Raw genomic sequence first — 18,064 nt, 5'->3', positions numbered from 1 at the left:
TTATTTGACCGAGCCAGCCAGAAGGCCGCGCACGAGGTAACGTTGCATGGTGAAGAAGACGAGGACAGGCACCGCGATGGACACGAAGGCCGCCGCCGCCAGAATGCCCCAATCCCCGCCGCGAGAGCCAAGCAGGTCATCGGCAATGCGCACGGTCATGACCTTGGAGGCGTCGTCGGAGGGCAGGAAAACCTTGGCGACCAGAAGGTCATTCCATGTCCACAGGAACTGGAAAATGGCGAAGCTGGCCAGCGCGGGGAAGCTCAGCGGCAGGATGATCTTGGTGAAGATCTGGAAGTCGGTGGCCCCATCGACCTTGGCGCTTTCTATGATGTCGCGCGGCAGCCCGACCATGTAGTTGCGCAAAAGGTAGATGGCCAACGGCAGACCGAACCCGGTATGGGCGAGCCAGATGCCGACAAAGCTCTGCCCGATGCCGATCTGGTTGTGCAGATTGAGCAAAGGCACCAGCGCCAGTTGCAGGGGCACCACCAGAAGGCCGACAATGCAGGCAATCAGCAGACCGCGCCCCGGAAAATCCATCCAGGCCAGCGCATAGGCCGCGAAGGCCGCGATCAGGATCGGGATGACGGTCGAGGGGATCGTGACCGTGAAGGTGTTGATGAAGTTGCGGAAGACGCCGTTTTCGTCCGACAGGATTTCCCAGAAACTCTGACCCTCGGCATAGGCTTCCTCGCGCTCCTCGGTGGTCTGCGCGGTCAGGATGGTCAGATAGTTGTCCATCGTGAAATCGGGCGGCGTGGCGGCCCCGAAATAGATGCGCAGGCCCCGGTCATCGGGCGTTTCCGCTGTCGTGTACCGGTAGCTGCCATCGGCATTGACCGTCAGCGTGCCACCATCGCGGGTCTCGCCCTCGGTCCCGGCCGGATAAGCGGTCGGTTCACGACCGGTGACGCCAAAGGAGGTGATAGACGCCTCGCCATTGGCAAAGGCCTCGGCCACTTCAGAGGTGGCGAAGATATTGCCTTCGACCACCCAAAGATCGCCCTCTTGCACCGGCTCGCCGTCATTGGCGCGGGTGCGGTAAGTCAGTTCCACCGAAAACGGCGCGTTCCACCAGCCCGAGGCGGTGATCTGGTCGCGGTCGCGGAAGGATGACACGAAGAGCCCGACAGTCGGGATCAGCCACGCAATCACCAGAAGCGCCACGGAGATGTTGACGGCCCATTTCAGGCCAGAGCTTTTGCCGGCGATATTCTCCATCAGCGCATCTCCTTCTGGGCCTGGCGGATGTTCCAGATCATCACGGGAAGCACCACGATCATGATCACAACGGCCACGGCGGTCGCCCGCCCGTCATCGCGGAACATGAAGCTCATCATGTAGCTTGGCAGGATCTGGGTGCCGAAATTGCCGCCCGTCATCGTGTAGACGATGTCGAAAACCTTGAGCACGAGTATGGTGATCGTTGTCCAGACCACCACGATGGTGCCCATGATCTGCGGTACCTTGATCTTGAAGAAGAGCTGAAACGGGTTCGCCCCGTCAATGATCGCGGCCTCGACCGTTTCTTCGGGAATACCGCGCAGGGCGGCAGACAGGATTACCATGGCAAAGCCGGTCTGGATCCAGACAAGGATCGCCATCAGGAAGAAGTTGTTCCAGAACGGCACCTGCACCGGGTCCATCGGGTCGAGCCCGATGACATCGCGCATGGCGTTGATGATGCCGATATCGGGATCGCCCGCATAGACGAATTTCCAGATCAGCGAGGCCCCCACGAAAGAGATCGCCATCGGCATGAAAATGAGCGACTTGGCGATATTACCCCAGGATAGCCGGTCGGTCAGTTGCGCCACCAGCAGGCCAAGGAAGGTCGCGGCGGCGGGCACGACAAGCGCCCAGAGAGCGTTGTTCAGAAGGGCCTGTAGGAACTCTGGGTCACCAAACAGAAATCCGTAATTGTCGAGCCCGATAAACTCATCCCCGGCCCGGTTATGCATCGAGCGCCACAGGCTGCCGATCACCGGGTAGACCAGATAAAGCGACAGGGCGAAAATTGCCGGAAACAGGAACAGCCAGGGCCGGACGGCGGTGGCGCGGTTGATGTTGCGACCCGCCTGGGGGCCTCGGGCCGGGAAGATCACTTTGTCGAGGATCAGGTTCGCGGCGTAGAAATAGCCCACGCAACCGAACACGCCCACGATGATAGTAATCACACCCTGCAAAAGCGGTGACATGACCTTCCCCTTTCGAACTCAGGTCTGAAGCGGTCCGGGCCACGTGGATGCGGCCCGGACCAGCAGCTGTTACTGCATCGAGTCCCAACGGTCCTGGATCGCCTGCGCCACATCGGCGGCATCGGCACCCGAGGTGTAGTCGACCATACCGGTCCAGAACGCACCTGCACCGATTTCGCCCGGCATCAGGTCGGACCCGTCGAAGCGGAAGGTGGTCGCGCCCAGAAGGATCTCGTTCATCGCGCGCTGCGCGTCGGACGGGAACACGTCGAGGTTGACGCCGCTATGCGGAGTCAGGAAACCCGATTGCGCCATCCACAGCTCATGCGCGATGGGGGTCTGCAGGAACTCCATGAAGACATGGGCGGCGGGGGCGTCATCGGTGATCGCCCAAAGCGTGCCCGCGCCAAGCACCGGGTTGCCAAGATCGCCTTCCTCATAGGACGGGAAGTAGAAGAAGTCGGCATCCGCGCCTTCGGGGAAGAAGGTCGGGATGAACGACGCCTGGCGATGCATGTAGCATTCCGGCGGGTAGGAGAAGAGCCCGGCAGGGCTGTCGCGGAAGTCGGTGGTGGCGACGGCGCTGGCACCCCCGTTCACATAAGCGTCGTTGCGGGCGAAATGGCCGAAAGCCTCGATCGCGCCGACGATGCGTTCATCGGTGAAGGGGATCTCGTTCGTCACCCAGCCATCATAGACATCGGCAGGCTGCGTGCGCAGCAGCAGGTCCTCAACCCAGTCGGTCGCGGGCCAGCCGGTCGCCGCACCCGAGCCCAGACCGATGCACCAGGGTGTGCCGCCATCGGCGACGATCTGGTCGGTCAGAGCCATCAGCTCTTCCATCGAGGTCGGGATGTCATAGCCCGCCTCGTCGAAGGCTTCGGGGCTGAACCAGACCAGCGATTTCAGGTCGACCTTGTAGAAGAAGCCATAAAGCGCCTCGTCCCCATCAGGGCCTGCATAGGTGCCCAGATCGACCCAGGAATCGCCTGCCGCATAGTTGGCGGAGACCCAGTCGGCGGTGCCGTCGGCCAGCGGCGTCAGCAACCCGCGAGAGGCCATGTCAGCAGCCAGACCCGGCTGCGGGAACACGGCGATATTGGGCGCGCTACCGGCTTGCGTGGCGATGACGATATCCTGCTCAAAGCTGTCGGAGCCGGAATAGTTCACGGTCGCGCCGGTCGCTTCCTCGAAATAGGCCAGGATGCTTTCGACCAGTTCGGCGTCGGGGCCGATCCAGGGACCGGTGATCGACAGTGTCTGACCGGAAAGGTCATTGCCGTCTGCGAAGGCGGTGAAGCTGTCCCAGTTGAAGGCCCCATCGCCGGGCGCGAACATCATATGCCCGTCGGCCTGCGCCATACCTGCGGTGAGTGCCAGCGCAGCAGCGCCGGCGAGTAACGATTTCTTCATGGTTTCCTCCCAGAATGGGCCGAAGCCCCGGTTGATTGGAACGCAGTACTTACGTTTCCAAAGCGCTTTGACACCCCTCTAGGCATCCGCGATTCCCGGTTTTCTGTCAATGAGGATTGTGGAAACCGCACAAAAAGAGGGCGCACAGGGCCAGAAGTTCACGCGTGGCTTGTGGAATTCGCCTTTGACAGCCCCGGATTTTCGGGGATACTGCCCAAAGTTTGAAAGCGCTTTGGGTGACCTCTTGGCTATGAACCTCAAACAACTGTCCGAATCCCTCGGCCTGTCGCAGACCACGGTCAGCCGGGCCCTGAACGGATATCCGGAGGTCAGCGAGGCCACCCGCCAGCGGGTGCAGGATGCCGCGCATCGCCACAACTACCGCCCAAATACCCGCGCCCGCAGCCTGGCCACAGGCCGCGCCCATATGATCGGCCATGTCATCCCGATCTCGACCCGGCACGAGATGATGAACCCGGTCTTTTCCGACTTCATCGCCGGCGCGGGCGAGGCCTATGCCAAGGCAGGCTACGACATGACCCTGTCGATCGTGCCCGATGACGCCGAGGACGCCACCTATCGCAGCCTTGCCCAGAAAAAGACCGTTGACGGCATCGTGATCCATGGCCCCCGCGCAAATGAACGGCGGATCAAGCTGTTGCAGGATCTGGACCTGCCCTTCGTGGTGCATGGCCGGGCATCAGCCGAAGACAGCGATTATTCCTGGGTCGACGTCAACAACCGCCGCGCCTTTTCGCGGGCGACCGAACTGCTGCTGGATCTGGGCCATCGCCGGATTGCCCTGGTCAACGGACTGGAAGACATGGATTTCGCCATTCGCCGCCGTCAGGGCTATGAAAAGGCCTTGCGTGAACGCGGGCTGACACCTGACCCGGCGCTCGGGGCCAGCGACGAGATGACCGAGCATTACGGCTATGACACCGCCCGCCGGATGCTGGCCACGGACAATCCACCGACGGCCTTTCTGGTGTCCTCGCTGATTTCCGCCATCGGGGTGCGTCGCGCGCTGGAAGAAGCTGATCTGAAGATGGGCCGCGATGTCAGCGTCATCACCCATGACGACGAACTGAGCTATCTAGGCAACGGCAAGGACGTGCCCATATTCACCGCCACACGGTCGTCGGTGCGCGAAGCGGGCCGGATCGCAGCCAGCACCCTGCTGGAACTGATCGAAGACCCCGACCGCACCCCGCGCCATCACCTTCTGGAGGCCGAACTGATGCTTGGCCGATCCACCGGCCCTGCCCCGCAAGAAAGCTGACATCATGACATGGACACGCCAGGATTTCCCCGAGGGCTTCCTCTTCGGGGCCGCGACCTCCGCCTATCAGATCGAGGGACATGCGTTCGGCGGCGCAGGCCCCACCCATTGGGACAGTTTCGCCGCCACCCCCGGCAATGTGGTGCGGGCGGAACATGGGGGGCGAGCCTGCGACCATTATCACAGGATGGGCGAAGACCTCGACCTGCTGAAAGCCCTCAATGTCGATGTTTACCGGTTCTCGACCTCCTGGGCGCGGGTAATGCCGGAAGGGACGGGCAGGCCCAACCCGGAGGGGCTCGATTTCTATGATCGGCTGGTGGACGGGTTGCTGGAGCGCGGGCTGAAACCTGCCGCGACGCTCTACCACTGGGAACTGCCGCAGCCGCTGGCCGACCGGGGCGGCTGGCGGAACCGGGATATCGCGGGCTGGTTCGCCGATTTCACGGAAATCATCATGGGCCGGATCGGGGACCGCGTGTGGTCTGCTGCCCCGATCAATGAACCGTGGTGCGTGGGCTGGCTGAGCCATTTCCTCGGCCATCACGCGCCGGGCCTGCGCGATATCCGCGCCACCGCCCGCGCCATGCATCATGTGCTGCTTTCCCATGGCCGGTCTATCGAGGTGATGCGGGGGCTTGGCATGTCGAACCTCGGCGGCGTTTTCAACATGGAATGGGCCAACCCGGTGGATGACAGCCCCGAGGCCGCCCGCGCCGCTGCCACCTACGACGCCTACTACAACCGCTTCTTTCTGGAGGGCATCTTCAAGGGGGCCTACCCCGCCGAGGCTCTGGAAGGCCTGGAACCGCACCTGCCCGACGGCTGGCAGGAGGATTTCGCCACCATCGGCCAGCCGCTCGACTGGATCGGCCTGAACTACTACACCCGCAAGAACATCGCCCCTGCCCCCGGCCCCTGGCCTGCCCTGGCAGAACTCGACGGCCCCCTGCCCAAGACCCAGATGGGGTGGGAGATTTACCCCGACGGGCTCTACCACTTCCTCAAACGCACCGCCGATCTGGTCCCCGACCTGCCGATCTACGTGACCGAAAACGGCATGGCGAATGCGGATGTGCTGACAGAGGGCGTCGTGAACGACCCCGAACGGCTGGCCTATATCGACGCCCATCTGGACGCCTGTCGTCACGCCATGGCCGAGGGCGTCGATCTGCGTGGCTATTTCATCTGGTCGCTGATGGACAACTACGAATGGGCGCTTGGCTATGAAAAACGCTTCGGACTGGTCCATGTGGACTTCGAAAGCTTGAAGCGCACGCCCAAAGCATCCTATCACGCCCTCGCGCAGCGTTTGCGCTAACCAAGGGGACCCTGCCCATGCACCGTGACATCTCGCTCGTGGCCGATATCGGTGGCACCAATACCCGCGTGGCGCTGGCCCGTGGCTTCGAGGTGCAGCGCGACACGGTTCGGCGCTATTCCAATGCCGGCGTCACCGGGCTGGACACGCATCTGGCCCGCTATATCGAGGAGATGCAGCCCGGTGCCCTGACCGGGGCCTGTGTGGCCATTGCCGGGCCGGTGCGCGACGGTGTGGGGCAGATGACCAACCTGGATTGGCGGGTGGACCGAGAGGGGCTGGGGGCCGTCACCGGCGCGCGCAAACTGGCGGTCCTGAACGACCTGCAGGCCCAGGGCCATGCGCTTGGCCATCTGGAGGAAGAGGATCTCAACCGCCTTTTGCCCCAACCCGACGCCATGCGTCACGCTGCCAAGCTGGTGGTGGGTCTCGGCACCGGGTTCAACGCAGCGCCGGTCTATGACACCGCCGGCGGGCGCTTCGTGCCGCCATCCGAATGCGGCCATATCACCATGCCGCGCCACACCCCTGCCCTAGCGGCGCTGGCTGAGGCGATGGAGCCGCGCCATGGCTTTGCCGCTGTCGAGGATGCGCTGTCGGGCGGCGGATTCGTCCGTGTCCACAGGCATCTGCATGGCGAGGATCTGGAAGGCGTCGAGATCATTTCCCGCCTGTCGCAGGGCGACCCCAAGGCCACCGAAACCGCGCGGCTCTTCATCGAGCTGATGGGCACCGTGATGGGCGACCTCGCGCTCATCCACCTGCCCTTCGGCGGCATCTACCTGATCGGCGGCATGGCCCGGGCAATTACCCCATGGCTGGCGCCGCTCGGTTTTGCAGCAGCCTTTCGCGGCAAGGGCCGGTTCACTGATTTCATGGGCCAGTTCGGCGTGGCTGTGGTGCAGGATGATTATGCGGCGCTGACCGGCTGCGCCTCGCATCTGGGTCATCTGCCCATCGGCTAAGCTCCCTTGGGAACCAGTCACAACTTTTTTGCCCGGAAGGCCCCAAGCCCCCTTGCACCCTGCCCACACCTTGGGCTATCTCCGCCCGGCACGGAGAGGTGGCCGAGTGGTCGAAGGCGCACGCCTGGAAAGTGTGTAGGCGGGAGACCGTCTCCAGGGTTCGAATCCCTGTCTCTCCGCCACAATGACAGAACATATCGAAGATCCTTGGACTGTCTTGATCCGACGGTGTGATACCCACATGTGGGCCCACAGTTCGACGGCGCTTCAATCCGGCTTTGCCGCTTTATCGCATCATGAGAGTCTATGACGCGTGGCGCCGAAAGTCGACGTGGCAAGGAACAATCAAGCTTGTTTTCGACGCCGTTCATATGCGCCGGGTATTGCGAGAAGCGCTCGGTACTTGGCCACAGTCCGGCGAGACATAGGCAGGCCGGCCCTCTTCAATTGCCCCGCAAGATCCTCGTCTGAGAAAGGGTTTCGCGCGTTCTCGGTTGCGATCAGCAGCTTGAGACGCTGAAGTGCCTGATCCCGGGTCCGTCCGGACTCCTGCTCGTTTAGCGGCCGTGCAAGGAATGCCGTGGCAGCATGGGTTCCCCGATCCGTCCTGATGCTGCAACCGGACATGGCCCTGCTGATCGTGCTCTTGTTAACGCCGATCTCCGAGGCAAGCTGAGCCATCGTCAACGGTTGCCTGTCACGGTCACGTCCGGTTCTGATGAACTTTTCCTGAAGGCGGGCGATCGCCGTACCGATGGCAAGAATCGTATTGGCACGTTTCTGCATGGCGCGGACCAGGTTTCCTGCTTCCCGATAGCAGTCCCGATAGTAGACCTGGGCCCTGTCATCGGTCTCTGCCGCCATCGTCGTCGAAAACAGCGCGTCATCTACAAGGAGTGTGGGCATCGCGGCTTCGTTCAGCGCGACCGAGAAACCTCCGTCATCATCCTGATGGATCAGAAGATCCGGCGCTTTCTCTATTGTGACCGGATCGGGTTGATGCCCCAGCGGAGCGGGATTGAGGCTACGGATATCCTCCAGCATGTCGACCGCGTCTTCCTCATCGACGCCGCATTCGGCGCAGATTGCCGCGACGTCTTTGCTCGCGATCAAGTCCAGCCGATCAAGCAACCTCTCGATTAGTGGATCAAAGCGGTTTCTGGCCACGAGTTGCAATCGAAAGCAATCCGCCAGCGACCACGCGAAAACTCCGGCGGGTTCCACTTCTCTTTGAAGCCTGGCGACGAGGTCCATCAATTCATCAAGGCCGCACTCAAGATACCCTGAGATTTCCCCGGGTGTGTCAGGCAGAAAGCCACGGTGATCGAGGCTATGCACAAGACCTTCGGCAAGATGTGCCTGTCTTGTGGATAGTTTGATCAGCCCGACCTGATGAAGGAGTGCGTCCGTCCGGCTCTGCTCCTCCGGCCTTTCGATCTCCTCGTGATGAGCGGCGCTTTTGGCGGGGATCGACGGGACCGATCGAAGAAACGCATTTCTGCCTTTTTCGCGCTCGATGAGCTTGGCGGCGTCTTCCTGGTCCATAGCCAGCAAAGACAGAGACGTCCGCATCGTCTGGGTCAATGCCAGTTTTTGCGCATGTGTCTGTTGCTGGACCTGTTTCAAGGGCATCCGTCAAAGCCTGATGTCTATTACTGGCATGTTTGTTGCTTGCAGATACAGGACAAGTGGAGGGAAGTCGACTCATGGACCTTACCGGATCAAGGAAAATCGCGGCGCCCAGAGCCGTTGTCTGGAACGCCATATTGTCACCTGATTGCCTGAAAGCCTGCGTTCCGGGGTGCACCGAGATGTCCGGCTCACCCGAAACGGGGTTCGAGGCGACCGTCATTCAGAAAGTCGGACCGGTCAAAGCGACCTTCGTAGGCTTAGTAAAACTGTCCGACATGGTCCCGCTCAAAAGTCTGACACTGGACGGCGAAGGCAAGGGCGGCGCAGCCGGTTTCGCCAGGGGCGGAGCCAGGGTGCATCTCGAAGAGGACGGCGATTGCACCGTGCTTCACTATCATGTCGAGGCGAAAGTCGGGGGCAAGCTCGCACAGCTTGGATCGCGCATAATTGACGGATTCGCCAAGAAGATGGCCGATCAGTTCTTTGCAAACCTTCAGGTTGAGATCGAAGGCCCCGACGACATCGCATCACCTGCACAGAAAAAGAAGGGGTGGCTGAACAGGCTTGTGAGCTGATCGGCGCTTCGCAGACCCAATGGATCAAGGGAGGATCTGATGTCCGAGATAAAGATGACCGTTAACGGGAAACCGGTTGGCGGAGACGTGGCAGACAACATGCTGCTCGTCGAGTTCATTCGCGAAACCCTGCGTCTGACCGGAACGCATGTGGGCTGTGACACGTCGCAATGCGGGGCCTGTGTTGTCCATGTCGATGGCAAGGCTGTGAAATCCTGCACGATGCTGGCAGCAGCAGCGGACGGCGCCGAGGTGACAACCATCGAAGGCGTCGCCAACGGGGGGCTGCATCCGATGCAAAAAGCCTTCAACGACAATCACGGGTTGCAATGCGGCTTCTGCACGCCGGGCATGATCATGAGCGGGATCGACATGGTCAACCGCTACAAGGCCGAGGGCAAGACGCTTGATGAGGCTGCGATCCGGCATGAGCTGGAAGGCAATATCTGCCGCTGCACCGGGTACCACAACATCGTGAAATCCATCAGCCAGGCCGCTGGCGAGATGTAAGGGAGGGTCATCAGATGAGCCAAGGAATTGGTGCCGCAGTCAAGCGCAAGGAAGACAAGCGCTTCACGACCGGCAAGGGAAAATACACCGACGATATCCGCATGGAAAACCAGGCCTACGCGGCCTTTGTGCGCTCGCCACATGCCCATGCGCGGGTCAACAGCATCGACACAAGTGCGGCCGAGGCCATGGACGGCGTCATCGCCATTCTTAACGGTGCGGAGCTGACCGGGGACGGGATCGGCAACATCATCTGCGGATGGGCGATCACCTCCAAGGATGGCAGCCCGATGAACATGGGCGCCTGGTCGGCGCTAGCCACCGAAAAAACCCGCTATGTGGGCGACGCGGTGGCGATCGTGATTGCCGAAACCAATGCCCAGGCCCGCGCGGCGGCAGAGGCCGTCGAGATCGACTATGAGGAACTGCCGGTTGCGGCAAGTCTCGCGGCAGCGCTTTCTGACGGCGCCCCGCAAATTCACGAAAACGCCCCGGGCAACATCGTCTATGACTGGGAGATCGGCGAGAATGAGGCCACCGAGGCCGCATTGGCGGGTGCCGCGCATGTCACCGAGATGGATATCACCAATAACCGTCTGTCTCCGAACCCGATGGAACCGCGTTCAGCCGTTGCCATCTATGACGATGCCGAGGATCACTATACGCTCTATACAACCAGTCAGAACCCGCATGTTGCGCGTCTGGTGTTAAGCGCGTTCTATAACGTTGCGCCGGAACACAAGCTGCGCGTGATCGCGCCCGATGTGGGTGGTGGTTTCGGGTCCAAGATCTACATCTATCCCGAAGAGATCGCCTGTCTCTGGGCGTCGATGAAGACCAATCGGTCTGTCAAATGGACGTCCGATCGGACCGAGGCCTTCCTGACGGATGCCCACGGCCGGGACCATGTGACCAAAGCGCGGATGGGTTTTGACACTGACGGCAGGATCGTCGGCTTCAAGGTCTCGACCAAGGCCAATTTCGGGGCCTATATGTCGCTCTTCTCCAGCGCGGTCCCGACCTATCTTTATGCGACGCTGCTGTCGGGCACCTACAACATCCCGAACATCTATTGCGAGGTTCTGGGCGTCTATACCAACACGGTGCCGGTCGATGCCTATCGCGGGGCAGGGCGCCCGGAAGCCTCGTATCTCGTGGAACGCATGATCGAGACAGCCGCGCGAGAGCTGGGCAAGGATCCCGCGGAGCTTCGCAATATCAACTTTATCCGCGAGTTCCCGCATCAGACGCCGGTGATCATGAACTACGATTCCGGCGATTTCGAAGGCAATATGCGTCAGGCAATGAATGCGGCCGATTGGGCCGGGTTCGGCGCCCGCAAGGCCGAAAGCGCAATGCGCGGCAAACTGCGTGGCATCGGCATGTCCTGCTATATCGAGGCTTGCGGCATCGCTCCGTCGGCCGCTGTCGGGTCGCTTGGGGCGGGTGTCGGTCTGTGGGAAAGCGCCGAGGTGCGGATGAACCCCGTCGGCACAATCGAGGTTCTGACCGGGTCGCACAGCCACGGGCAGGGGCACGAAACCACCTTCGCGCAAGTCGTGGCGGACCGTTTCGGCGTACCGATTGAAACTGTGCAGATCGTGCATGGCGACACCGACAAGGTCCAGTTCGGCATGGGCACCTATGGGTCGCGTTCCGGTCCTGTCGGAATGTCGGCCATCGTCAAGGCGCTCGACAAGCTCGAGGTCAAGATCAAGAAACTGGCGGCGCATCTGCTCGAAGCGTCGGAAGCCGATATCGTGATCGAGGACGGACAGGTCAAAGTCGACGGAACCAACAAGGTTCTCGCCTGGCACGAGGTTGGCCTCGCGGCCTATACCGGCCACAACCTGCCCGACGGCATGGAACCCGGGCTGAAGGAAGGGGCGTTCTACGATCCTCTGAACTTCACCTTCCCGATGGGCTGCTTCATCTGCGAGGTGGAGGTCGACCCGCAAACCGGCAAGACCGAGATCCTGAAATTCGTCGCGTCGGATGACTTTGGAACCATCATCAACCCGATGATTGTCGATGGCCAGGTTCATGGTGGCATCGCCCAAGGCGTTGGTCAGGCCATGCTGGAGGAAGTGCGTTACAGCGAAGACGGTCAGCAGTTGTCGGCGTCCTATATGGACTATGCAATGCCGCGGGCCGACGATCTGCCGGACTTCGATGTCCTGCATCACTCAACCCCCTGCACAACCAATCCTCTGGGCATGAAAGGCTGTGGGGAGGCCGGGGCCATCGGCACACCACCAGCGGTCATCAACGCGATCACCGATGCGATTGGCAACAACGATCTGAGCATGCCGGCCACCCCGGCCAAGGTCTGGGCCGCGCTGAACAGCGCCAAAGTCGCCGCTGAATAAGGGAGGTTACAATGCACAGTACCAACTATCACGCTGCCGCAACGGCAGCAGAGGCCGCGAGCCTTCTGTCATCTGCCGAAGACGGGGCGCTGCTTGCCGGCGGTCAGACGCTTCTGCCCACAATGAAGGCCAGACTGGCCGCGCCATCCGATCTCGTGGACATTTCGCGGGCAGAGGAGCTTCGCGGGATCTCAATAACCGACGGCGCAGCCATTATTGGCGCCATGACCACCCATGCAGAGGTGGCAGGGCACGCAGAGTTGCGATCCGCCTTCCCCGCTCTTTGCGATCTGGCGGGCCGGATCGGTGATCCCGCGGTGCGCCATCGTGGCACCATCGGCGGCAGCCTCGCCAATAACGACCCGGCGGCGTGCTACCCGGCGGCAGTGCTTGGCACGGGCGCGACCATCTCGACCAATACGCGCGACATTGCGGCCGACGACTATTTTCAGGGCATGTTCGCTACGGCCCTTGATACGGGCGAGGTCATCACCTCGATCACCTTCCCGATCCCGGACGCCGCAAACTACCAGAAATTCGCGCAACCTGCCTCGCGCTTCGCCCTGGTGGGCGTGTTCGTTGCGCAATTCGCGGAAGGCGTGCGCGTTGCCGTAACGGGTGCCTCGGAAGAGGGCGTATTCCGATGGGCTGACGCCGAAACGTCACTGTCGTCTGATTTTACAGCAGATACAATTGGCGGGCTGTCGGTCAGCCCGGAAGGAATGATCAGCGACCTGCATGGCGATCGAAGTTATCGCGCGAACCTGGTTCAGGTCATGACTGCCCGTGCGGTTGCCGCCGCATCGTAAGACATCGAAAGACCCGGAGCATGCGCTTGGGGTCTTTCCGCATGAATGCCGGTGATGAGTCAGGCCGATTGGGGCCTTTGAAAAATCACCCGCATTCCGCCTCCACAAGCATCCAGTAGTTTCGAATGCGGCGAACGGTCTGCCAGACGCCGCTCAAATCGTTTGCCAGCATGGTAGAGGAAGAGCGGATATGCGCACTTGGGGGCGCTGCGCTGCCCTTCATGCGTCTTTTCGGCACTTGAGCATTGATTGCCCCTTTCCGAGCGTATCCGCGCAGTCGCAAAGCTGACCGGGATGCAACACTTGCTTGCGCTCGGCATCTAGCCCTGCGCGTAGGTGGCGACGAAATCAATTCGAAACTCAATTGGCACAAACGTTGCTTTCCCTAATTGAAAGGGAGGCATCACTCGTGACCAAAGTTGGCATCATCGCAAATCCTGTCTCTGCCCGCGACATTCGCCGGATCGTCAGCCATGCGGGCAACCTGCCAATCAACGACCGGGCCAATATCGTGCTTCGGATGATGACGGGGCTGATGGCGACGGGCGTTGAAGAGGTGGTGATCATGCCGGAAAACGGTGGGATCCGCACACAGTTGATGCGCGTCATCGACCGCGAAAACCGCATGGGTCACGTTCGCTTCCCGCGAGTCAGCTATCTGGACATGCCGGTCACCTGCACATCGGAGGATAGCGCGGAAGCCGCCCGCCAGATGCACGATCAGGGTGTCGGAGCGATTGTTGTTCTCGGCGGTGACGGGACCAACAGGGTTGTGGTGTCCAAATGCGGCAACACGCCGATTGCGGGCGTGTCCACCGGCACCAACAACGCCTTTCCAGAGCTGCGCGAACCTACCATCACCGGACTGGCTGTCGGTCTGGCGGTAACGGGACAAGTGCCCTGCGAGCACGCCTTTGCCTACAACAAGCGGTTGGAAGTCCGCGTGAACGATCAGCGCGAGATCGCACTTGTCGATGTGGCCGTCGTATCCGAGCGCTTCATCGGTGCCCGAGCCATCTGGAAGACGGCGAACTTCCGCGACCTGTTTGTCACCTTCGGCCGGCCTGACGGGATCGGCATGTCCTCGATTGTAGGGCTTCTTGCACCGCTTGATCGGCAGGCACCCGAAGGGCGAAGGGTACGACTTCTACCGCTTGAGACCGCAAAGATGCGTCTGACCGCCCCCATTGCGCCGGGCCTGATCGAAGAGGTCGGCATCGGGGCGGTCGAGAAGGTTGTTCCCAACGAGGTCTATCTGCCGAGCGTTTCCGCCGGGTCGTTTGCACTCGATGGCGAACGGGAACTGACTTTCAGCGAAATCGACGATGTCAGCATCCGGCTTCAGGCCGATGCGTTCCGCACCGTCAACGTGCCCGATTGCATGGCCTATGCGGCCAGGCACGGGCTTCTCACCCGCGCCGCGTCAGAGGCGCTGCGCACCGCTCAACCATAAGGGAGGACCTCATGAGCAACCCGTTCCCACTGGAAAAAGACGGGCTTCTGGAAGCCTATCGCCGGATGAAGACGATCCGGGAATTCGAAGAACGCCTGCATGTCGATTTCGGCCGCGGCGATATACCCGGTTTCGTGCATCTCTATGCAGGCGAAGAGGCCGCGGGCGTCGGCATCATGATGCATTTGCAGGATCATGACCGTATCGCCTCGACCCACCGGGGCCACGGCCATTGCATCGCCAAGGGCGTGGATGTGAAAGGCATGATGGCCGAGATCTACGGCAAGGCCACCGGCTCCTGCGCGGGCAAGGGCGGGTCGATGCATATCGCCGACCTGTCCAAGGGCATGATGGGCGCCAATGGCATCCTCGGTGCAGGCGCGCCGCTGGTCTGTGGTGCCGCGCTGGCGGCGCAGAAGCTGGGCCATGACGGTGTGGGCATCACCTTCTTCGGGGACGGTGCCTCGAACCAGGGCACGGTGCTGGAATCTATGAACCTGGCCGCTATCTGGAATCTGCCTGCGATCTTCGTCGTGGAAAACAACGGTTACGCGGAGTCGACCAGCGTTGACTATGCCGTCGCCTCCGACAGCTATGTCGACCGCGCGACCGGTTTCGGCATGCCGGGTATCACGGTGGACGGCACCGATTTCTTCGCCGTCTACGAGGCGGCGGGCGAGGTGGTCAAGCGCGCCCGCGAAGGCGGAGGACCGACCCTCCTGGAATGCAAGATGATCCGCTTCTTCGGCCATTTCGAGGGCGACGCCCAGACCTATCGCGCGCCCGGCGAGAACGAGGAGAACCGCAAGAACCGCGACTGTCTCAAGATCTTCCGCGCCAAGGTGACCGAGGCGGGTGTCCTGACCGATGCCGAGCTCGACGCCATCGACGCCGAGGTCATGACCCTGATCGAGGACGCGGTGGCCGAGGCCAAGGCCGCGCCCCTGCCCACCCCCGCAGACCTGACGACCGACGTGTACGTGTCCTACTGACACGCGCTGACAAGGAAAGGAGATAGAAAATGGCACGTACATTGAGCATGAAAGACGCGATCAACGAGGCGCTGGATCAGGAAATGACCCGCGACCCCACGGTGATCATGATGGGCGAAGACATCGTCGGCGGTGCAGGTGCCGCGGGCGAGGACGACGCCTGGGGTGGGGTTCTGGGGGTCTCGAAGGGGCTTTACCACAAGCACCCCAAGCAGATGATCGACACGCCGTTGTCGGAAAGCGCTTATGTCGGTGCGGCCATCGGGGCGGCGACCTGCGGGCTGCGCCCGGTGGCGGAGCTGATGTTCATCGACTTCATGGGAGTCTGTCTGGACCAGATCTACAACCAGGCGGCCAAGTTCCGCTACATGTTCGGCGGCAAGGCCGAAACGCCGGTGGTGATCCGGGCGATGTGCGGCGCGGGCTTCCGCGCGGCGGCGCAGCACAGCCAGATGCTGACACCCATCTTCACCCATATCCCGGGTCTGAAGGTGGTCTGTCCGTCCAACGCCTATGATACCAAGGGCCTTCTGATCCAGGCAATCCGTGACAACGATCCGGTGATCTTCCTGGAGCACAAGAATCTCTACGCCTCCGAATGCGATGTACCGGAAGAGCCCTATGCCATCCCCTTCGGTGAAGCGAGCATCGCCCGCGAGGGCAGCGACGTGACCATAGTGACCTACGGGCTGATGGTGCCCAACTCGCTGGCTGCTGCCGAAACGCTCAAGAAGGAAGGCATTGACGTCGAGGTGATCGACCTGCGCACGCTCAGCCCGATCGACATGGATACGGTCATCGAAAGTGTCGAAAACACGGGCCGTCTTGTCTGTGTGGATGAGGCCAACCCGCGTTGTTCCATTGCCACAGACATTTCGGCCAACGTGGCCCAGGATGCGTTCGGAGCACTGAAAGCGCCTATCGAGATGGTGACGGCCCCTCATGCGCCCGTGCCGTTCTCGCCCGCGCTTGAGGATCTCTACATCCCGTCGCCCGACCGCATCGCGGCGGCGGTGCGCAAGACCATGGGGGCGTGAACGGATGAGCGATCTGATAACGCCGATCCTCATGCCCAAATGGGGCCTTTCCATGCGGGAAGGCACCCTGGCCGCCTGGCATGTCGAGGAAGGCACGGAGATCAAACCCGGCGACGAGATCATGGATGTCGAAACCGATAAGATTGCAAATGTCGTGGAGGCCGCCGACGGTGGCCTCCTGCGCAGATGCGTCGGGACAGCCGGAGAGATTTATCCGGTTCAGGCTCTTTTGGGTGTCCTGGCGCCGGCGTCGGTCTCGGATGCCGAGATCGACGCCTATATCGGCGCGTTCGAAATGCCCGTGATCGAAGAGGATGCGGAAGAAGCGCCCACGCATGAGATTGCAGAGCTGGGGTTGGGCCGCATCCGCTATGCGTCGCGCGACGGGGACGGAACGCCTGTGATCCTGATCCATGGCTTTGGCGGAGACAGTGACAACTGGCTCTTCAACATTGACGCAATCGCTGCGGACGCCCCGGTCTATGCACTTGACTTGCCCGGACATGGCGGATCGGTCAAATCCATCGACAACCCGGGCCTTGGAACAATGGTCGAAGCGGTGATTCAACTGATGGATCACCTCTCGATCGACAAGGCCCATCTGGTTGGGCATTCGATGGGGGGGCTCGTTTCAGGGCAAACGGCAATTGATCACGGAAGACGCGTCGCATCGCTGACGCTGATCTGCTCTGCCGGTCTCGGGAATGAGATCAACTCGGACTATATCGACGGGTTCGTGTCTGCCGCAAGCCGCAAGGAACTCAAACCTACCCTGAAGCACCTTTTTGCGGACCAAAGCCTCGTGAGCCGTTCGATGGTGGACGATCTGCTGAAATACAAGCGCCTCGATGGTGTGCAGGCATTCCTTGATGCGCTCAAAGGCAATCTGTTTTCGGATGGCAAACAAGCTGTCGGCATCGCTGATGGTCTGAGCAGCCTGGATCTCCCGATTCAGGTCGTCTGGGGAGAGGCCGACGCGGTTATCCCGAACTCCCACGCAGCTGCCATCACAGGTGCGAAGGTCACCGTGGTCGCTGATTCCGGGCATATGGTGATGATGGAAAACGCGTCCCGGGTCAACGAGCTGATCAAGGAACAGCTCTGACCCCATCCCCGCCCGCCCGGTCCCCTCCCGCCGGGCGGGCCTATTCCCATGGAAAGATAAGATGAGCACACACAAGGAAAAACTGGCCGAGACCAACAAACGATTGATGAGCCTGTTTAAAGCCGATCAGAAAACCATGCTGGCCTTCAAGGGTCTGGGCGATGCCGCTGTTCGAGAGGGAAGTATCTCGTCAGCCATGAAAGAATGCATCGCTGTGGCCATTGCAGCGGCACGGGGCTGTGAGGATTGCATCCTCTACCATGTCAACGAAGCGAAAACCCATGGCGCCAGTCGCGACACCCTTGTCGAGGTGCTGGCCGTGACCATCGAGATGTCGGGCGGCCCCGGCACGGTTTACGCCGCAAAAGCGCTTGATGCCTTTGATAACCTTTGACGATAT

General features: G+C 61.3%; 16 protein-coding genes and 1 tRNA gene. 13 read left to right on the top strand and 4 right to left on the bottom strand.

Going from position 1 to position 18,064, the window contains the following annotated elements:
* The 3 genes from ACOOEX_RS08775 to ACOOEX_RS08765 all read right to left on the bottom strand — a co-directional run bounded on the left by ACOOEX_RS08775 (nt 1) and on the right by ACOOEX_RS08765 (nt 3,614).
* On the bottom strand, nt 1-1,224 hold the full coding sequence (locus ACOOEX_RS08775) for a carbohydrate ABC transporter permease (RefSeq protein ID WP_420398043.1): 1,224 nt from the start codon (nt 1,222-1,224) through the stop codon (nt 1-3).
* Nucleotides 1,224-2,201, bottom strand: coding sequence for a carbohydrate ABC transporter permease (locus ACOOEX_RS08770; protein WP_420398042.1), 978 nt, complete (start codon nt 2,199-2,201; stop codon nt 1,224-1,226). Before ACOOEX_RS08770 ends, ACOOEX_RS08775 begins: the two co-directional genes overlap by 1 nt.
* A gap of 69 nt (nt 2,202-2,270) precedes the next feature.
* On the bottom strand, nt 2,271-3,614 hold the full coding sequence (locus ACOOEX_RS08765) for an ABC transporter substrate-binding protein (protein WP_420398041.1): 1,344 nt from the start codon (nt 3,612-3,614) through the stop codon (nt 2,271-2,273).
* Nucleotides 3,615-3,864: 250 nt separating this feature from the next.
* On the opposite strand from ACOOEX_RS08765, the gene ACOOEX_RS08760 reads away from it, so the two are divergent.
* The 4 genes from ACOOEX_RS08760 to ACOOEX_RS08745 all read left to right on the top strand — a co-directional run bounded on the left by ACOOEX_RS08760 (nt 3,865) and on the right by ACOOEX_RS08745 (nt 7,364).
* The gene (locus ACOOEX_RS08760) at nt 3,865-4,896 is read left to right on the top strand and encodes a LacI family DNA-binding transcriptional regulator (RefSeq protein ID WP_420398040.1); all 1,032 of its coding nucleotides are present in this window, start codon (nt 3,865-3,867) and stop codon (nt 4,894-4,896) included.
* 4 nt (nt 4,897-4,900) lie between these two features.
* On the top strand, nt 4,901-6,217 hold the full coding sequence (locus tag ACOOEX_RS08755) for a GH1 family beta-glucosidase (RefSeq protein WP_420398039.1): 1,317 nt from the start codon (nt 4,901-4,903) through the stop codon (nt 6,215-6,217).
* A 17-nt stretch (nt 6,218-6,234) separates the two neighbouring features.
* Nucleotides 6,235-7,182 (top strand): ROK family protein, encoded by a 948-nt coding sequence (locus tag ACOOEX_RS08750; protein ID WP_420398038.1) that lies wholly within the window; start codon nt 6,235-6,237, stop codon nt 7,180-7,182.
* Between the two features lie 92 nt (nt 7,183-7,274).
* A tRNA-Ser gene (locus ACOOEX_RS08745) sits at nt 7,275-7,364 on the top strand.
* Between the two features lie 163 nt (nt 7,365-7,527).
* Here ACOOEX_RS08745 and ACOOEX_RS08740 read toward each other — a convergent pair.
* Entirely contained in the window at nt 7,528-8,808 is a 1,281-nt protein-coding gene (locus tag ACOOEX_RS08740) for an RNA polymerase factor sigma-54 (protein WP_420398037.1), read from the bottom strand.
* A gap of 80 nt (nt 8,809-8,888) precedes the next feature.
* Between ACOOEX_RS08740 and ACOOEX_RS08735 the strand changes: the two genes are divergently transcribed.
* The 9 genes from ACOOEX_RS08735 (at nt 8,889) to ACOOEX_RS08695 (ending at nt 18,058) form a co-directional block, all read left to right on the top strand.
* Nucleotides 8,889-9,389 (top strand): CoxG family protein, encoded by a 501-nt coding sequence (locus ACOOEX_RS08735; protein ID WP_420398036.1) that lies wholly within the window; start codon nt 8,889-8,891, stop codon nt 9,387-9,389.
* A 39-nt stretch (nt 9,390-9,428) separates the two neighbouring features.
* Complete coding sequence (locus ACOOEX_RS08730; protein WP_071689753.1) at nt 9,429-9,899, top strand: (2Fe-2S)-binding protein; 471 nt, start codon at nt 9,429-9,431, stop codon at nt 9,897-9,899.
* Nucleotides 9,900-9,913: 14 nt separating this feature from the next.
* Nucleotides 9,914-12,268, top strand: a complete 2,355-nt coding sequence (locus tag ACOOEX_RS08725) for a xanthine dehydrogenase family protein molybdopterin-binding subunit (RefSeq protein WP_420398035.1) — start codon at nt 9,914-9,916, stop codon at nt 12,266-12,268.
* Nucleotides 12,269-12,279: 11 nt separating this feature from the next.
* Complete coding sequence (locus tag ACOOEX_RS08720) at nt 12,280-13,077, top strand: FAD binding domain-containing protein (RefSeq protein ID WP_420398034.1); 798 nt, start codon at nt 12,280-12,282, stop codon at nt 13,075-13,077.
* A gap of 409 nt (nt 13,078-13,486) precedes the next feature.
* Nucleotides 13,487-14,530: an ATP-NAD kinase family protein gene (locus tag ACOOEX_RS08715; RefSeq protein ID WP_420398033.1), complete on the top strand. Its 1,044-nt coding sequence runs from the start codon at nt 13,487-13,489 to the stop codon at nt 14,528-14,530.
* Nucleotides 14,531-14,541: 11 nt separating this feature from the next.
* Nucleotides 14,542-15,522, top strand: a complete 981-nt coding sequence (locus tag ACOOEX_RS08710) for a thiamine pyrophosphate-dependent dehydrogenase E1 component subunit alpha (protein WP_420398032.1) — start codon at nt 14,542-14,544, stop codon at nt 15,520-15,522.
* Between the two features lie 29 nt (nt 15,523-15,551).
* Nucleotides 15,552-16,559, top strand: a complete 1,008-nt coding sequence (locus tag ACOOEX_RS08705) for an alpha-ketoacid dehydrogenase subunit beta (protein WP_420398031.1) — start codon at nt 15,552-15,554, stop codon at nt 16,557-16,559.
* A gap of 4 nt (nt 16,560-16,563) precedes the next feature.
* A complete protein-coding gene (locus tag ACOOEX_RS08700) occupies nt 16,564-17,664 on the top strand; it encodes an acetoin dehydrogenase dihydrolipoyllysine-residue acetyltransferase subunit (RefSeq protein ID WP_420398030.1) in 1,101 nt (366 codons plus the stop codon).
* Nucleotides 17,665-17,725: 61 nt separating this feature from the next.
* Entirely contained in the window at nt 17,726-18,058 is a 333-nt protein-coding gene (locus ACOOEX_RS08695) for a carboxymuconolactone decarboxylase family protein (protein WP_420398029.1), read from the top strand.
* Nucleotides 18,059-18,064: the final 6 nt, after the last annotated feature.

Source organism: Nioella sp. (genome assembly GCF_965215655.1).
Lineage (GTDB): Bacteria > Pseudomonadota > Alphaproteobacteria > Rhodobacterales > Rhodobacteraceae > Nioella.
The sequence above is the reverse complement of the archived record's forward strand: the minus strand, read 5'-3'. Positions and strand labels throughout refer to the sequence as shown.